Source organism: Pseudomonas sp. JBR1 (assembly GCF_028198185.1).
Classification (GTDB): domain Bacteria; phylum Pseudomonadota; class Gammaproteobacteria; order Pseudomonadales; family Pseudomonadaceae; genus Chryseomonas; species Chryseomonas oryzihabitans_E.
The window spans coordinates 325,053-341,489 of sequence record NZ_CP116340.1 but is presented as its reverse complement, the minus strand read 5'-3'; the positions used below and the strand labels follow the sequence as shown (position 1 = coordinate 341,489).

General features: G+C 63.0%; 16 protein-coding genes. 13 read left to right on the top strand and 3 right to left on the bottom strand.

Translation table 11 applies throughout. The annotated features are described in order from the left end of the window. Nucleotide 1: 1 nt before the first annotated feature. The 3 genes from rnt (at nt 2) to bfr (ending at nt 1,676) form a co-directional block, all read left to right on the top strand. A complete protein-coding gene (gene rnt / locus PJ259_RS01690; protein ID WP_420480510.1) occupies nt 2-673 on the top strand; it encodes a ribonuclease T in 672 nt (223 codons plus the stop codon). Between the two features lie 118 nt (nt 674-791). Further along, nucleotides 792-1,007, top strand: coding sequence for a bacterioferritin-associated ferredoxin (locus PJ259_RS01685; RefSeq protein WP_271654476.1), 216 nt, complete (start codon nt 792-794; stop codon nt 1,005-1,007). Nucleotides 1,008-1,199: 192 nt separating this feature from the next. After that, nucleotides 1,200-1,676 carry a bacterioferritin gene (gene bfr / locus PJ259_RS01680; RefSeq protein ID WP_017640309.1) on the top strand — a complete coding sequence of 159 codons (477 nt, stop codon included), beginning with the start codon at nt 1,200-1,202 and terminating at the stop codon, nt 1,674-1,676. A gap of 58 nt (nt 1,677-1,734) precedes the next feature. On the opposite strand, the gene grxD is transcribed toward bfr, so the two are convergent. After that, nucleotides 1,735-2,061, bottom strand: coding sequence for a Grx4 family monothiol glutaredoxin (gene grxD, locus PJ259_RS01675; protein WP_059314417.1), 327 nt, complete (start codon nt 2,059-2,061; stop codon nt 1,735-1,737). 244 nt (nt 2,062-2,305) lie between these two features. Here grxD and PJ259_RS01670 point away from each other — a divergent pair, with 244 nt between their 5' ends. Then, nucleotides 2,306-2,710 (top strand): DUF3597 domain-containing protein, encoded by a 405-nt coding sequence (locus PJ259_RS01670; RefSeq protein WP_059314416.1) that lies wholly within the window; start codon nt 2,306-2,308, stop codon nt 2,708-2,710. 215 nt (nt 2,711-2,925) lie between these two features. Beyond that, nucleotides 2,926-3,843 carry an ornithine carbamoyltransferase gene (argF, locus tag PJ259_RS01665; RefSeq protein WP_271654475.1) on the top strand — a complete coding sequence of 306 codons (918 nt, stop codon included), beginning with the start codon at nt 2,926-2,928 and terminating at the stop codon, nt 3,841-3,843. A 45-nt stretch (nt 3,844-3,888) separates the two neighbouring features. Here the strand turns inward: argF and PJ259_RS01660 are convergent, their stop codons facing one another. Next, nucleotides 3,889-4,671, bottom strand: coding sequence for a PhzF family phenazine biosynthesis protein (locus PJ259_RS01660; protein WP_271654474.1), 783 nt, complete (start codon nt 4,669-4,671; stop codon nt 3,889-3,891). A 293-nt stretch (nt 4,672-4,964) separates the two neighbouring features. On the opposite strand from PJ259_RS01660, the gene PJ259_RS01655 reads away from it, so the two are divergent. The 5 genes from PJ259_RS01655 to metR all read left to right on the top strand — a co-directional run bounded on the left by PJ259_RS01655 (nt 4,965) and on the right by metR (nt 11,007). After that, nucleotides 4,965-5,837: an MIP/aquaporin family protein gene (locus PJ259_RS01655; RefSeq protein ID WP_271654473.1), complete on the top strand. Its 873-nt coding sequence runs from the start codon at nt 4,965-4,967 to the stop codon at nt 5,835-5,837. Nucleotides 5,838-5,867: 30 nt separating this feature from the next. After that, nucleotides 5,868-7,376, top strand: coding sequence for a glycerol kinase GlpK (gene glpK / locus PJ259_RS01650; RefSeq protein WP_059314412.1), 1,509 nt, complete (start codon nt 5,868-5,870; stop codon nt 7,374-7,376). Nucleotides 7,377-7,493: 117 nt separating this feature from the next. After that, a complete protein-coding gene (locus PJ259_RS01645; RefSeq protein WP_059314411.1) occupies nt 7,494-8,258 on the top strand; it encodes a DeoR/GlpR family DNA-binding transcription regulator in 765 nt (254 codons plus the stop codon). A gap of 152 nt (nt 8,259-8,410) precedes the next feature. Further along, nucleotides 8,411-9,940 (top strand): glycerol-3-phosphate dehydrogenase, encoded by a 1,530-nt coding sequence (gene glpD, locus PJ259_RS01640; protein ID WP_271654472.1) that lies wholly within the window; start codon nt 8,411-8,413, stop codon nt 9,938-9,940. A 149-nt stretch (nt 9,941-10,089) separates the two neighbouring features. Continuing rightward, nucleotides 10,090-11,007, top strand: coding sequence for a transcriptional regulator MetR (gene metR, locus PJ259_RS01635; protein ID WP_145005882.1), 918 nt, complete (start codon nt 10,090-10,092; stop codon nt 11,005-11,007). A 24-nt stretch (nt 11,008-11,031) separates the two neighbouring features. Here metR and PJ259_RS01630 read toward each other — a convergent pair whose 3' ends face one another. Further along, nucleotides 11,032-11,292 (bottom strand): type B 50S ribosomal protein L31, encoded by a 261-nt coding sequence (locus PJ259_RS01630; protein ID WP_059314409.1) that lies wholly within the window; start codon nt 11,290-11,292, stop codon nt 11,032-11,034. A gap of 393 nt (nt 11,293-11,685) precedes the next feature. Between PJ259_RS01630 and PJ259_RS01625 the strand changes: the two genes are divergently transcribed. Genes PJ259_RS01625 through PJ259_RS01615 form a run of 3 tightly spaced genes read left to right on the top strand, consistent with a single transcriptional unit; the run spans nt 11,686 to nt 16,395 of the window. Beyond that, nucleotides 11,686-13,458, top strand: coding sequence for an N-acetylglutaminylglutamine amidotransferase (locus PJ259_RS01625; RefSeq protein ID WP_271654471.1), 1,773 nt, complete (start codon nt 11,686-11,688; stop codon nt 13,456-13,458). A 13-nt stretch (nt 13,459-13,471) separates the two neighbouring features. Beyond that, entirely contained in the window at nt 13,472-15,211 is a 1,740-nt protein-coding gene (gene ngg, locus PJ259_RS01620) for an N-acetylglutaminylglutamine synthetase (RefSeq protein WP_271654470.1), read from the top strand. Next, nucleotides 15,208-16,395: an osmoprotectant NAGGN system M42 family peptidase gene (locus PJ259_RS01615; RefSeq protein ID WP_059314406.1), complete on the top strand. Its 1,188-nt coding sequence runs from the start codon at nt 15,208-15,210 to the stop codon at nt 16,393-16,395. Before ngg ends, PJ259_RS01615 begins: the two co-directional genes overlap by 4 nt. Nucleotides 16,396-16,437 lie beyond the last annotated feature (42 nt).

The following is a 16,437-nucleotide window of genomic DNA, read 5'->3' as shown; positions in this document are numbered from 1 at the left end:
CATGGATGAGACTTTCAGCGACGAACTGGATGCCAGCCAGCCCATGTCCGACTCGCGCATCCCCATGGCGCGCCGCTTCCGCGGCTATCTGCCGGTGGTGATCGACGTCGAGACCGGCGGCTTCAACGCCGCCACCGATGCCCTGCTGGAAATCGCCGCCACCACCGTGGCCATGGACGAGGAAGGAGTGCTCTATCCGGATCACACCTATTTCTTCCGCGTCGAGCCCTTCGCTGGCGCCAATATCGAAGCTGCGGCGCTGGAGTTCACCGGCATCAAGCTCGACCATCCGCTGCGCATGGCAGTGGGCGAAGAGCAGGCGCTGAGCGAGATCTTCAAGGGTGTACGCAAGTCGCTCAAGGCCAGTGGCTGCAAGAGAGCCATCCTGGTCGGCCATAACAGCAGCTTCGACCTGGGCTTTCTCAATGCCGCGGTGCTGCGCTGCGGCCTGAAGCGCAACCCCTTCCACCCGTTCTCCAGCTTCGATACCGCCACCCTGGCCGGTCTGGCCTATGGTCAGACGGTACTGGCCAAGGCCTGCCAGGCGGCCGGCATCGAGTTCGACAATCGCGAAGCCCACTCGGCCCGTTACGACACCGAGAAGACTGCCGAGCTGTTTTGCGGCATCGTCAATCGGTGGCGGGAAATGGGCGGCTGGGTCGACCTGGACTGATCTGACAACCGCCTGTCGCCCAGAGGGCCTTTGATGAGATTTTGCCGCCTACAACTTTGACAATCATTCTCATTGTCATTAGCTTTGGCGGCACCTCCACTCATACAGCAGGCGATCCATGTACGTGTGTCTTTGCCGTGGCGTGACCGACAAGCATATTCGCGAAGCCATCTATGAAGGCTGCTGCAGTTATCGGGAAGTCCGGGAAAGCACGGGTTGCGCCACCCAGTGCGGCAAGTGCGCCTGCCTCGCCAAGCAGGTCGTCAAGGAAACCCTCAGTGAGCTGCATGGTGCCCAGCAGCTCGCCTACGCCCTGGACGTCCCGCGCGCCTGAGCGACATCCCTGCAAAAAAAGCCGGACCTTGTGTCCGGCTTTTTTATTGTCTAATCAAACGCTTACGGAAAGGATGGAAAAGCTTTCGATTACCGTTCGATTTTCGTCGATTTTTCAACAACTTAAGCTTTTGACAAAGGGCCCTTCCACGCTCAGACTGCCGGCAATCCCACCCGATTTGCAGGTCCGGCCATGAAAGGCGATATCACCGTCATCCAGCATTTGAACAAGATCCTCGGCAACGAACTGGTGGCCATCAACCAGTATTTCCTGCACTCGCGGATGTACAACGACTGGGGTATCCGCAAGCTGGGTCATCACGAGTACAAGGAATCCATCGACGAGATGAAGCACGCCGATCGCCTGATCGAGCGCATCCTGTTCCTGGAAGGCCTGCCCAACCTGCAGGATCTGGGCAAGCTGATGATCGGCGAGAACACCCAGGAGATGATCCAGTGCGACCTGCGCCTGGAGATCAGCGCCGTGGCTGACCTGCGTGAAGCCATCACCTACTGTGAAAGCGTGCGGGACTACGTGAGCCGCGACATGCTCAAGAGCATCCTCGAATCCGAGGAAGAGCACATCGATTGGCTGGAAACCCAGCTGAGCCTCATCGCCAGCGTCGGGATCGAGAACTACATCCAGTCGCAGATGCACGACGACGATTGATCGAGCAGACGCCCATGAAAAAGCCCGCATGATGCGGGCTTTTTTTGTGGCGGAGGACTCAGGCGTCCTTCTGCTCCACGGCCTGCTTGATCAGGGTCTGCAGCTCACCCTTCTCGTACAGCTCGGCCAGGATATCACTGCCGCCGACCAGCTCGCCGCCAACCCACAGCTGGGGAAAGGTCGGCCAGTTGGCGTACTTGGGCAGATTGGCGCGGATTTCCGGATTCTGCAGGATATCGACATAGGCGAATTTTTCGCCACAGGCCATCAGTACCTGAGCGGCACGGGAAGAGAAGCCGCACTGAGGCGCGTTCGGCGAACCCTTCATGTAGAGCAGCACAGGATTGTTGGCAATCTGGTCTTTGATGGTATCGATGATTTCCACGATGCACCTCGCTAATACGGTGGGACGATTGTAACGGAAAGGCCGGTGGAACGCCGGGATTTCCGCGACGTCCAGCCCGAAACAGGCGCGGCTCGACCTGCCAATCGACCACGCCCATTCAAGGCCGTTCGCTCCGCCGGCGGTGATTCGGTAGGCCACTTGGCAAACTTTGGCGGCGAGGCTGTGGTCAGGTTAAGGGTAGGCGCCACGTGATGCGCCTGATCCAAGACCCCAGGAGAACTCCATGAGCCTGTTCAGCAAGATCCTCTCGAAGCTCGGCATTGGTGAAGCCCACGCGGATACCCCCGCCGCAGCCCCCACCGCTGGCGCGACCGATACCGCCGCACCCGCCGGCAACCCGGCTTCGACCGGCAGCGCCGCCCCCATGAGCCAGGTGGACGTCGCCGCCAAGCTCGACGGCCTGGCCGCCCAGAAAGGCGAACAGCTCAACTGGAAGACCTCCATCGTCGACCTGCTCAAGCTCCTCGACCTGGACAGCAGCCTGACCGCGCGCCAGGAACTGGCCAAGGAACTGAACTGCCCTGCCGACAAGATGAGTGACTCTGCCGAGATGAACATGTGGCTGCACAAGGCCGTCCTGCAGAAACTCGCCGACAATGGCGGCAACGTTCCCGCTGACCTGCTGTAAGCCTTGCCGGAGCACTCTGTCCGGAGTGCTCCCGAGCTCTACCCCACCGCGCGTTGGCAGGCCTGAAAAGGTGCCAGCGTGCGATGGTGGTAAAATGCGACATGAACTTATACCATTTCGCCTTTGGTCTTTCCGCCGTGTAAAACGGCATGCTCTCAGGTTCGCCGCGCCCTTCACGGGTGGCCGTTACCGGGACGGGACGCTAGGGTAACGAAATGACGGTTCGCCACTTTCTCTCTTTCATGGATTGTTCCCCCGAGGAACTCCGGCAACTCATCGCACGCGGCATCGAACTCAAGGCGTTGCGCAACCAGGGCATGCTCCACGAGCCCCTGCGTAATCGCGTCCTGGGCATGATCTTCGAGAAGGCCTCGACCCGTACCCGCCTCTCTTTCGAGGCCGGCATGATCCAGCTCGGCGGCCAGGCGATCTTCCTGTCCTCCCGCGATACCCAACTCGGCCGCGGCGAGCCAGTCCCGGACAGTGCCCGGGTCATGTCCAGCATGCTCGATGGCGTGATGATCCGCACCTATGCCCACGAGATGCTGACCACCTTCGCGGCCAACTCCCAGGTACCGGTCATCAATGGCCTGTCGGACGACCTGCATCCCTGCCAGCTGCTAGCGGACATGCAGACCTTCTTCGAACACCGGGGCGACATCCGCGGCAAGACCGTGGCCTGGATCGGCGATGGCAACAACATGTGCAACAGCTACATCGAGGCGGCCGAGCAACTCGACTTCACCCTGCGCGTCGCCTGCCCGGAAGGCTATGAGCCCAATCCGCGCTTTCTCGAACGCGCCGGTGATCGGGTTCAGCTGACCCGCGATCCGCGTGAGGCCGTGGCCCAGGCGCACCTCGTCAGTACCGACGTCTGGACCTCCATGGGGCAGGAAGAGGAAACCCGCCTGCGTCTGGCAGCCTTCAAGCCCTATCAGGTCAATGCCGAACTGCTCGACGGCGCCGCCGAGGACGTGCTGTTCATGCACTGCCTGCCGGCCCACCGTGGCGAGGAGATCAGCCATACCCTGCTGGACGATCCCCGAGCCGTGGTCTGGGACGAAGCCGAAAATCGCCTCCACGCCCAGAAGGCGCTGCTCGAATTCCTCATCGCGCCGCCGCTGCACGCCTGAGGACGTTAGCCGCCTTGGATGCGCCAGGCATCCGAGGCGGCCGCTTCACAGCAGCAGCTGGCCCCTGAATACGGTGACCGCGCGTCCGGCGATACTCACCCGGTCTCCGTCGAGCCGACACCAGAGCTGACCTCCCCGCGCCGAGAGCTGTTGTGCGGTGAGCATGCGCTTGGCCAGCCGTCGCGACCAATAGGGGATCAGGCTGCAATGGGCCGAGCCGGTGACCGGATCCTCGTCCACACCAACTGCCGGCGCGAAGAAGCGCGAGACGAAGTCGACGTCCCGCCCCCGGGCAGTGACGATGACGCCCTGCCAGGGCAGCCTGGCGATGGCGGTCAGGTCCGGCTTGCACTCGCGCACGGCCTCCTCCGACTCCAGCAGCACCAGCAGCTTGTCCGCCGCCAGGGCATCCACGGGCGAGACTCGCAGGGCTCGCTCCAGCTCAGGGGTTACACCCAGCTCCGAGGGGACCAGTGCCGGAAAATCGAGCGCCAGCAGCCCCTCGGTCTCGCGAAACACCCGCAACACACCGGACTGGCTGATGAACTCCAGCCGATCGCCTGCTTCCCCATAGTTTTCGAACAGCACATGGGCAGCGGCCAGGGTGGCATGGCCACACAGCGGCACCTCAACGCGCGGGGTGAACCAGCGGATCCGCCAGGTCTCGCCCTCACGCACCACGAAGGCGGTTTCCGATAGGTTGTGCTCGGTGGCGATCCGTTGCAGCAGATCGTCGGCAGGCCAGCTGTCCAGGCGGTACACAGCCGCAGGGTTGCCACGAAAGGGTTGATCGGTGAAGGCATCGACCTGGTGAAATTCTAGGGACATGCGCGCTACCTGGGCAGAAAGAAAGAACAGCAGGCGTGAGGTCGCGTAAGCACCTGGTCTCAGGCAGGCTCTGGCAGCGACATCATTACTTCAGACCTGATAACGGGCAGGTTGTCGCTCGGGCCTATATGACCAAAGTAGCAGGCGGCGTCGCATTGGCAATGAATTGTCGAACGTCGTCACTGTTTTTGCGCTCAGGAGCTTTGACAGTTTTCATATTTGAAATTAGATTTTCGGTTGCGAACAAATGGCTCTAGGGCCACCTATAAATACAACAACCATGAGGCTCCCCCATGAGTACTCTTCTCGCTCCAACTCTACGCGGTCAATGCATCGCCGAATTCCTCGGTACTGCCCTGCTCATCTTCTTCGGTACCGGTTGCGTGGCGGCGGCGAAAGTCGGCGGTGCCACCCTTGGGCTGTGGGAAATCAGTATCATCTGGGGCGTCGGCGTGAGCATGGCGGTCTATCTGTCCGCCGGTGTTTCCGGTGCGCACCTGAGCCCGGCGGTCACCATCGCCCTCTGGTTGTTCGGTGGCTTCGAAAGACGCAAGGTTCCGGCCTACATCCTGGCCCAGGTCGCCGGTGCCTTCTGCGGCGCGGCGCTGGTCTACGGCCTCTACAGCAGCCTGTTTTTCGATTATGAACAGGCGCACCACATGGTCCGCGGCAGCCAGGCGAGCCTGGAGCTGGCCGGTGTCTTCTCGACCTATCCCCATCCGTCCCTGTCGGTCGGTCAGGCCTTCCTGGTCGAGGCCGTCATCACCGCCATTCTGCTGGCCATGATCATGGCCCTCACCGACGACGGCAACGGCCTGCCCCGCGGTCCTCTCGCACCTCTGCTGATCGGTCTGCTGATCGCCGTTATCGGCGGCTCCATGGGCCCGCTGACCGGTTTCGCCATGAACCCGGCTCGGGATTTCGGGCCCAAGCTGATGACCTTCTTCGCGGGTTGGGGTGAGATCGCCTTCACCGGCGGCCGCGACATCCCCTACTTCCTGGTACCCATCTTCGGCCCCATCGTCGGTGCTTGCCTGGGCGCCGCTGGTTACAAGGCGCTGATCTGCCGTCACCTGCCCGGCCTGGCCTCGGGTGCCTGCGATGTTCCGGCCAAGGCCGAGGCAAGCGCCCGTACCGAAGTGAACTCCGCTTCCAAAGCGTCCTGATCGCCGCGAATCACAATAAGGAACACGACCATGACCGACCAGAACAAGCAGTACATCGTCGCGCTCGACCAGGGCACTACCAGCTCCCGCGCCATCGTCCTGGACCGCAACGCCAACGTGGTGACCATCGCCCAGCGCGAATTCGCGCAGATCTATCCGCAGGCTGGCTGGGTAGAACATGATCCGATGGAAATCTGGGCAACCCAGAGCGCCGTCTTCGTCGAGGCCCTGGCCCAGGCCAGCATCAGCAACGAGCAGATCGCGGCCATCGGCATCACCAACCAGCGCGAAACCGCCATCGTCTGGGACAAGACCACCGGCCGTCCCATCTACAACGCCATCGTCTGGCAGAGCCGCCAGAGCACCGCGATCTGCGACCAGCTCAAGCGTGATGGCATGGAAGACCATATCCGCAAGACCACGGGCCTGGTGATCGACCCCTACTTCTCGGGCACCAAGATCAAGTGGATCCTCGATCACGTGGAAGGCAGCCGCGAGCGCGCCCGCCGTGGCGAGTTGCTGTTCGGCACCGTGGACACCTGGCTGATCTGGAAGATGACCCAGGGCAAGGCCCATGTGACCGACTACACCAACGCCTCGCGCACCCTGCTGTTCGATATCCACAAGCGCGAGTGGGATGCCACCATGCTCGAGGTGCTGGATATCCCCCGCGAGATGCTGCCGGAGGTGAAGTCGTCTTCCGAGGTCTATGGGCATGCGCACCTGGGCAGCACCCAGACCACTGGCATCCCGATCGCCGGTATCGCCGGTGACCAGCAGGCGGCGCTGTTCGGCCAGATGTGCGTGGAGCCAGGCCAGGCTAAGAACACCTATGGCACCGGTTGCTTCCTGCTGATGAACACCGGCGAGAAGGCGGTGCAGTCCCAGCACGGCCTGCTGACCACCATCGCCTGCGGTCCCCGCGGCGAGGTCAACTATGCCCTGGAAGGCGCCATCTTCAACGGCGGCTCCACCGTGCAATGGCTGCGCGACGAACTCAAGGTGATCAACGATTCCCTGGACTCCGAGTACTTCGCCACCAAGGTGACCGATAGCAACGGCGTCTACCTGGTCCCGGCCTTCACCGGTCTGGGCGCGCCCTACTGGGACCCCTATGCCCGGGGCGCCCTGTTCGGCCTGACTCGCGGCGTCAAGGTGGATCACATCATCCGCGCCACCTTGGAATCCATTGCCTTCCAGACCCGCGACGTACTGGACGCCATGCAGCAGGACGCCGGTGAAGCCCTGAAGTCGCTGCGCGTGGACGGTGGCGCTACCGCCAACAACTTCCTCATGCAGTTCCAGGCGGACGTGCTCGGCACTCGCGTCGAGCGGCCGGAAATGAAGGAGACCACCGCCCTGGGCGCGGCCTACCTCGCCGGCCTCGCTACCGGCTTCTGGAGCAGCCTGGACGAGTTGCGGAGCAAGAGCACCATCGAGCGGGTCTTCGAACCGGCCTGTGACCCGAGCAAGAGAGACACCCTGTACAAGGGCTGGAAGAAAGCCGTCGAGCGGACCCGCGGTTGGGCACTCGACTGACAGCGAAACGACCGGCGTCTTCCGACGCCGGTCTTGCTTTGCGCGACAAGCGCTTTCCACTATGAACGACCTACGGCATCCTCTGTGAATTTACTCGATCACCTCAAGGAAGCCGTAATGAGCCTGGCGCCCCGCCAACAGCAGATTCTCGAACTGGTTCGTGAGCGTGGCTACGTCAGCATCGAAGAGCTGGCCCAGCATTTCTCCGTTACTCCCCAGACGATCCGCCGCGACATCAATCAGCTCGCCGAAGCCGGCCTGCTGCGACGCTACCATGGCGGCGCCGCCCATGATTCCAGCGTGGAAAATACCGAATACAGCATGAGGGCCGGTCAGATGCGCGAGGAAAAGCGCCTGATCGCCGAAGCCGTGGCCGCCGCCGTACCCGACCACGCCTCGCTGTTCATCAACATCGGTACCACCACCGAGGCCATCGCCCATGCCCTGCTCGGGCATCGCAGCCTCAAGATCATCACCAACAACCTCCATGTGGCCAACATCCTCAGCGCCAAGGACGATTTCGACGTCCTCATCGCCAGCGGCAAGGTACGCAGTGACGGTGGCGTGGTGGGTCAGGCTACCGCTGACTTCATCAAGCAGTTCAAGGTCGACTACGCCCTGGTTGGCATCAGCGGCATCGACGAGGACGGCACCCTGCTGGATTTCGACTATCAGGAAGTCTGCGTCTCCCAGGCCATCATCCATAATGCCCGCCAGGTGTTTCTCGCCGCCGACTCCAGCAAATTCGGCCGCAACGCCATGATTCGACTGGGCAGCCTCGAACAGATCGATCAGCTCTTCACCGAGCAGGAACCCTCGCCCGCCTTCGCTCGCTGCCTGCGCGAGTGGCAGGTCAAGGTGGAAGTGGCACGCTCGCGCTAGTCCGAGGGGCGACCATTCGTCGCCTCGCCCTCCTCAATATTCGTTTTTTTTCGTTTTAGCGGTCTGAAGACACAGGCTTGGCTAGAACCTGTGTTTTTGCTGGGCTATTATGTTCGAAACCGAATAATTATGTTCGTTTCACAGGAGGCATCATGGCCCAGGCATCCACTGCAACTCCCCGGACTTACGATCTCGCCGTCATCGGTGGTGGCATCAATGGCGTAGGCATTGCGGCCGATGCAGCGGGTCGTGGACTGTCGGTGTTTCTCTGTGAACGCGACGATCTGGCGAGTCACACCTCTTCCGCCAGCAGCAAGCTGATCCATGGTGGGCTGCGCTATCTGGAACACCACGAATTCCGCCTGGTGCGCGAAGCCCTGGCCGAGCGCGAGGTGTTGCTGGCCAAGGCGCCGCATATCGTCAAGCCCATGCGCTTCGTCCTGCCGCACCGCCCGCACCTGCGGCCGGCCTGGATGATCCGTGCTGGCCTCTTCCTTTATGACCACCTGGGCAAGCGGGAAAAGTTGCCGGGCTCCCGTGGTCTCAAGTTCGACGCGCAAGGGCCGCTCAAGGCCGAGATCAAGCGCGGCTTCGAATATTCCGATTGCTGGGTGGACGATGCCCGCCTGGTGGTGCTCAACGCCATGCAGGCGCGCGACAAGGGTGCCGACATCGTGACCCGCACCCGTTGCGTCAGCGCCCGTCGGGTTGATGGTCATTGGGACGTCGAGATCGAGGGCCCCCAGGGCCGTCGGCAGATTCGTGCCAAGGCGCTGGTGAACGCGGCAGGCCCCTGGGTCGCCAGCTTCATTCGCCAGGACCTGCAGCAGAAGTCGCCCTATGGCATCCGCCTGATTCAGGGCAGCCATGTCATCGTGCCCAAGCTGTATGAAGGCGACCAGGCCTACATCATGCAGAACGAAGACCGCCGCATCGTCTTCGCCATTCCCTACCTGGGCCAGTACACCATGGTCGGCACCACGGATCGCGAATACCAGGGCGACCCGGCCAAGGTGACCATCACCGATCAGGAAATCGACTATGTGCTGGGCGTGGCCAATGCTCACTTCCGCAAGCAACTCAGCCGTGACGACGTCCTGCACACCTTCTCCGGCGTCCGTCCGCTGTGCGACGACGAGTCGGACAATCCTTCCGCCATCACCCGCGACTACACCCTGTCGCTGGCTGAAGAACAGGGCGCGCCACTGCTGTCGGTATTCGGTGGCAAGCTGACCACCTACCGCAAGCTCGCCGAGTCGGCGATGGCGCAGCTGCAGCCCTTCTTCCCCAAGCTGGGCACCAGCTGGACAGCCTCCTCACCGCTGCCCGGTGGCGAAAACATGACCACGCCGCAGGCGCTGACTCGTGAATTGCTGGACAAGGTCAATGGCCTGACGCCCGCCCTGGCGCAGCGCTGGGCGACCACCTACGGCAGTCGCGTTTGGACACTGTTGGGTGATTCGCGCTCGGTCGAGGACCTGGGTGCGGTGCTGGGCGCTGATCTCCATGTGCGCGAGGTGGAATACCTGCAACGCTACGAATGGGTCACAAGTGCCGATGACGTGCTCTGGCGGCGGACCAAGCTGGGCCTGGTATTCACCGATGCCGAGCGGGCTGCGCTGGAAGACTTCCTCGCGCATTCGGAACCGGCCCAAGCCGCAAAAGACAGTAACGCCGCCTGAAGAAGCCTGTCCCTGAGCGGGCTATCCGCTCAGGGATCGACATGTTTTTCCACGGCGCTAGACACTGCAACAGCTTGCCGAGCGCGGTAGAGCATAGGCAGCACCATGAAAAGTCTTCATGATGCGCCTTTATGTCCAGTGCCAGCGCCATGTTCGAACTTCGCCACCTGAAAACCCTGCATGCTCTCCGCGAATCCTCCAGCCTGGTGGAAGCAGCTGAGCGTCTGCACCTGACCCAATCCGCCCTCTCCCACCAGTTCAAGGAACTGGAAGAGCGCCTGGGCACCCCGCTGTTCATTCGCAAGACCAAGCCCATCCGCTTCACCAGTGCCGGCCTGCGGCTGCTGCAGACCGCCGATGCGGTATTGCCCCACTTGCGCAGTGCCGAGCGAGACCTCGCACGACTGGTGGGCGGAACGGCGGGACGGCTGCATATGGCCATCGAATGCCACAGCTGCTTCCAATGGCTGATGCCCACCATCGATCAATTTCGTGATTCCTGGCCGGAAGTGGAGCTGGACCTGGCCTCCGGTTTCTCCTTCGCCCCCTTGCCCGCCCTGGCCCGAGGCGATCTGGATCTGGTGGTGACAGCCGATCCGGTGGATCTTTCGGGCGTCACCTACGTGCCGCTGTTCACCTACGAAGCCCTGCTGGCGGTGGCCAACCAGCATCCGCTGGCACAGCGTCCCTTCATCGTGCCCGAGGATCTCGCTCAGGAGACCCAGATCACCTATCCGGTGGAACGCGATCGCCTGGATATCTTCACCCGCTTTCTCGATCCGGCCGATGTCGAGCCGCTGTCGATTCGCACGGCGGAAATGACGGTGATGATGCTGCAACTGGTGGCGTCGGGTCGCGGGGTCTGCTGTTTGCCCAACTGGGCGATCCACGAATACAGCTCACGCGGCTATGTCACGGCGCGCCGACTGGGAGAGAAGGGACTCTACGCGACGCTCTATGCGGCGATCCGCGAAGACATGCTGGAGGCGCCCTTCATGCAGGATTTCCTGCTGACCGCCAAGGACACCTCCTTCGCCACCCTCGAAGGGGTCAGCAGCGCGCGCTGAGTCGGCGCGCTGCTCGTGGGACGCTTACTTGCTGTTGCCACCCGGGAAGCCGGCGAACTTCTTGTTGAAGCTCGAGACGCGGCCCTCGACCTTCATCTGACGCTGCTCGCCGGTGTAGATCGGGTGGGAGGCGCTGGACACGTCGAGGCTGATGTAGGGATAGGTCTGACCTTCGTATTCCTGGGTGCGGTCGCTCTCGGCGGTGGAGCGAATCAGGAAATAGGTGTCCGACGTGGTGTCGTGGAACAGCACAGGACGGTAGTTGGGATGGATACCGGGTCTCATGAAGGCTCTCCTGATCTGGAGCACCGATGACAGGATGTCTTCGGCACATTAAAGATACATTATAACATATTGAAGCCGATCCGGCAGCACCACCTGTGACGGTGGCGGCAGCCACGGCCATTCGCATGGAACCATCCGCCGTGCCCGGGGCTCGTAACCTGAGGCCCTGACCGGCGGCACCCCACCCTCTCTGAGACCTGCTGTCGGTCGATGCGTGCGTTCAGACCTGGAGCGCCAGACAGACGACCTGTCCGCTCCACGCCTCCCACACGCACAGCGCCCTTGCATTGGCTTCTCAAGGATCGCGAGAAGTCCACACGCATTGGATGCGCACGCCGGGTTCGGGATTGAACTCACCGCGCCGCATCCCAAGGATTCAAGAGGCACAGAACCATGTGCGGCATCGCCGGAGAGCTTCGTTTCGATCAACAACCCGCAGCCATCAGCGTGGTGGAGCGCATTACCCACCGCCTCGAACAGCGCGGACCCGATGCCTGGGGCTTCCACAGCCAGGGACCGGTCGCCCTGGGCCATCGCCGGCTGAAGATCATGGATCTGGCGGAAGCTTCGGGCCAACCCATGATCGAGCCGGAACTGGGTCTGTCCATGGTGTTCAACGGCGCCATCTACAACTATCCGGAACTGCGTACCGAGCTGGAAGCCAAGGGTTATAGCTTTTATTCCGGGGGTGACACCGAAATCCTGCTCAAGGCTTATCACGCCTGGGGCAAGGATATGCTGCCCAAGCTCAACGGCATGTTCGCCTTCGCCATCTGGGAGCGGGACAGCGGTCGACTGTTCATCGCCCGGGATCGCCTGGGTATCAAGCCGCTGTATCTATCGTTCACCGACAAGCGCCTGAGATTCGCCTCCAGCCTGCCTGCCCTGCTGGAAGCCGGCGACGTCGACACAAGCATCGATCCGGTCGCGCTCAACCACTACCTGAACTTCCATGCCGTGGTGCCAGCGCCGCGTACCATTCTGAAGGGCGTGCAGAAGCTGCCGCCAGCGACCTGGATGACCGTGGATGCCTCGGGCCAGCAGCATCAGGAGACCTGGTGGAACCTGGACTACGGCCCCCGTGAAGACGAGCGCCGCTACACCCTGGACGACTGGGCCGAGCGGGTCCTGCATGGCCTCAAGGATGCCGTCGCGATCCGCCAACGCGCCGCGCGCGAGGTGGGCGTATTACTGTCGGGTGGCGTGGATTCCAGCCTGCTGGTCGGCCTGCTGCACGATTCGGGCGTCAAGGACCTGCTGACCTTCTCCATCGGCTTCGAGGATGCCGGCGGCGAACGCGGTGACGAATTCCAGTATTCCGATCTGATCGCCAATCACTACGGCACTCGCCACCATCAACTGCGCATCGCCGAAGACGAGATCATCCAGCAGCTGCCGCGTGCCTTCTCGGCCATGAGCGAGCCGATGGTGAGCCACGATTGCATCGCCTTCTATCTGCTCTCCCGTGAGGTCTCCAAGCACTGCAAGGTGGTCCAGAGCGGTCAGGGCGCGGACGAACTCTTCGCCGGCTACCACTGGTATCCCCAGGTGCATGGCGCCGCCGATCCTTTCGCCGCCTACCGCGCCGCCTTCTTCGACCGCGACTACGCCCAGTACGCCGCCACCGTGCAGGCGGGTGTACGCCTGGAGGAAGACGCCGCCGAAGCCTTCGTCCGTCAGCACTTCGCCAAGCCGGGCGCCAGCGCCGGGGTCGACAAGGCCCTGCGCCTGGACAGCACCGTGATGCTGGTGGATGACCCGGTCAAGCGGGTCGACAACATGACCATGGCCTGGGGCCTGGAAGCTCGGGTGCCCTTCCTCGACTATCGCCTGGCCGAACTCTCGGCACGCATTCCCGCCGAGTTCAAGCTGGGCGACGGCGGCAAGCAGGTACTCAAGGCCGCCGCGCGCAAGGTCATTCCTCAGGAGGTGATCGACCGACCCAAGGGGTATTTCCCGGTACCGGGCCTCAAGCACCTGGAAGGCAACACCCTGACCTGGGTACGCGAGCTGCTGCTGGACCCCAGCCAGGATCGCGGCCTGTTCGACACCGCCGAGATCGATCGCCTGCTGACCAATCCGGCCGATCGCATCACGCCCCTGCGTGGTTCCAAGCTCTGGCAACTCGCCGCGCTCAACCTCTGGATGAGCGAACACGGACTGTGAGGGTGCACAAGGCATGAAAGCGACCAGCTACAACCAGCGCCTCCAGCGTGCCCAGACGCCCTCCTACGAACGGCTGCAGGCGCGCCTGGCGGAAGGCGATCATCCGACCTCCCAGCCGCTCTGCCTTCATTGCGGCTGGGGACGGCTGCTCGTCGGCCACACCTATCCCGATCCCGCCAGTCTGGCCAAGGAGCTGCTCACCGAAACGCCGGGGGAGCGCGACATCGCGCTCTACGTGGCCGCACCGCACCAGGTGCTGGCCCAGGCGCCACAGCAGCTGTTTCTCGATCCTAGCGATACCCTGCGGGTCTGGTTCAGCGACTATCGCCCGGCGCGCCGGATCTATCGCGGCTTTCGTATCCGCCGCGCCTGCTCCGCGCAAGACTGGAGCGAGATCAACCGACTCTATCAGCAGCGACACATGCTGCCCGTCGACACCGAGCGGCTGACGCCCCGGCACAAGGGCGGTCCGGTCTACTGGCTGGCGGAAGATGACGACAGCGGCGCCATCATCGGCTCGGTGATGGGCCTCAATCACGTCAAGGCCTTCCGGGATCCCGATGGCGGCTCCTCGCTGTGGTGCCTGGCGGTCTCGCCCGAGTGCAGCCGGCCCGGGGTCGGCGAGGCGCTGGTTCGCCACCTGATCGAGCACTATGCCAGCCGCGGCCTGGCCTACCTGGACCTGTCGGTGCTGCATGACAACCTGCAAGCCAAGCGACTCTACGACAAGCTGGGTTTCCGTCAGCTGCAGACCTTCGCCATCAAGTGCAAGAACGGCATCAATCAGACGCTGTTCCTCGGCCCCGGCCCTGCCGCCGAGCTGAATCCCTATGCACGGATCATTGTCGACGAAGCCCTGCGGCGTGGCATCGAGGTACAGGTGGACGATGCCGAAGGGGGTCTTTTCACCCTGATCCAGGGCAACAGGCGCATTCGTTGCCGCGAATCCCTCACCGATCTCACCTCCGCGGTGACCATGACCCTCTGCGCCGACAAGGTGCTGACCAGTCGCACCCTGGCCCGTGCCGGGCTGAAGGTACCGGAGCAGCAACTGGCTGGCAGCGAGGAAGACAACACTGCCTTTTTGGAAAAGCATGGCGCCCTGGTGGTCAAGCCGGTCAATGGCGAACAGGGCAATGGCGTGGCCGTGGATATCCGCGACGCCGAGCACCTTGCCACCGCCATCCAGGCGGCACAGCGCCATGACGATCGCGTGCTGTTGGAAAGCTTTCACCAGGGCCTCGATCTGCGCGTGGTGGTCATTGGCCACGAAGTGGTGGCTGCCGCCATCCGCCGCCCGGCGGAAATCGTCGGCGATGGCCAGCATAGCGTCAGGGACCTGATCGAAGCCCAGAGCCGCCGCCGCCAGGCAGCTACCGGCGGCGAGTCGCGCATCCCGATGGACGAGGAAACCGAGCGCGCCATCCGCGGCGCCGGTCACGACTGGGACAGCGTGCTGCCCGCCGGCATCCACCTGGCCGTGCGCAAGACGGCCAATCTGCACACTGGCGGCATCCTGGAGGACGTCACCGATAGCCTGCATCCGGTGCTCGCCGACGCGGCCATCCAGGCCGCGCGCGCATTGGACATCCCCGTCACCGGCATGGACCTGCTGGTCCCCGCCGCCGACTCACCCGACTACGTCATCATCGAAGCCAACGAACGTCCGGGCCTGGCCAATCACGAGCCACGCCCCACGGCCGAGCGCTTCATCGACCTGTTGTTCCCGCTATCCCGGGAGGTTCCGCTATGAATCGATTGCCTGAACCGGATCTGGATTACCTGCGCAAGGTCCTGCTGGACCTGCTGGCGATTCCCAGCCCCACCGGTTTCACCGACACCATCGTCATGTACGTCGCCGAACGGCTCAACGAACTCGACATCCCCTTCGAGCTCACACGGCGTGGCACCATCCGTGCCACCATCAAGGGTCACAAGGAGAGTCCGGACCGGGCGGTCTCCGCGCACCTGGACACCATCGGTGCCATCGTCCGCGAGATCAAGGACAACGGTCGCCTGGGCCTGGCGGCCGTGGGCCACTGGTCCAGCCGCTTCGCTGAAGGCAGTCGGGTCAGCCTGTTCACTGACGATGGCACCCTGAGAGGCAGCGTACTGCCGCTCCTGGCCTCCGGCCATGCCTTCAATACCGAGATCGACAAGATGCCGGTGACCTGGGATCACATCGAGCTACGCCTCGATGCCGTGACCAAGAGCCGCCACGAGACCGAGCAGCTGGGCGTGCAGGTTGGCGACTTCGTCGCCTTCGATCCGCTGCCGGAATTCACCGACAGCGGCTACATCAGCTCGCGCCATCTGGACGACAAGGCGGGCGTGGCTGCCCTGCTCACCGCCTTGAAGATGCTCAAGGAAACCGGCCAGACCCCACCCATCGACTGCCATCCGCTGTTCACCATCACCGAAGAAGTGGGCTCAGGGGCTGCCGGTGCCCTGCCCTGGGACGTCAGCGAATTCGTCGGTATCGACATCGCCCCGGTCGCGCCGGGTCAGAGGTCCGACGAGCATCGGGTCAGCGTCGCCATGCAGGACTCCGCGGGCCCCTACGACTATCACCTGTCGCGGCACCTGCTACGCCTGGCGCAACGCAATGACATCCCGGTCCGGCGCGACCTGTTCCGCTACTACTACAGCGACGCCCACTCGGCGATCAGCTCCGGCCAGGACGTACGGGTCGCCCTGCTCGCCTTTGGCTGCGATGCCACCCACGGCTACGAGCGCACCCATATCGTCAGCCTGGCGGCGCTCAGTCAGCTGCTGACCGGCTACATGCTCAGTCCACCGGTATTCGACAGCGATGCCCAACCCGCCGACAGTTCGCTGGACCGCTTTGGTCATCAGCTGCTGCCGGAGGACACCCAGATGGACAACCAGACGCATCTGCCGCCCCTGGAAGAGGTCGTCGGCGACAGCAGCAAATAGCGTTCGACTATCGCGCCTGGGGTATCCTGGGCGCCTTTTTCC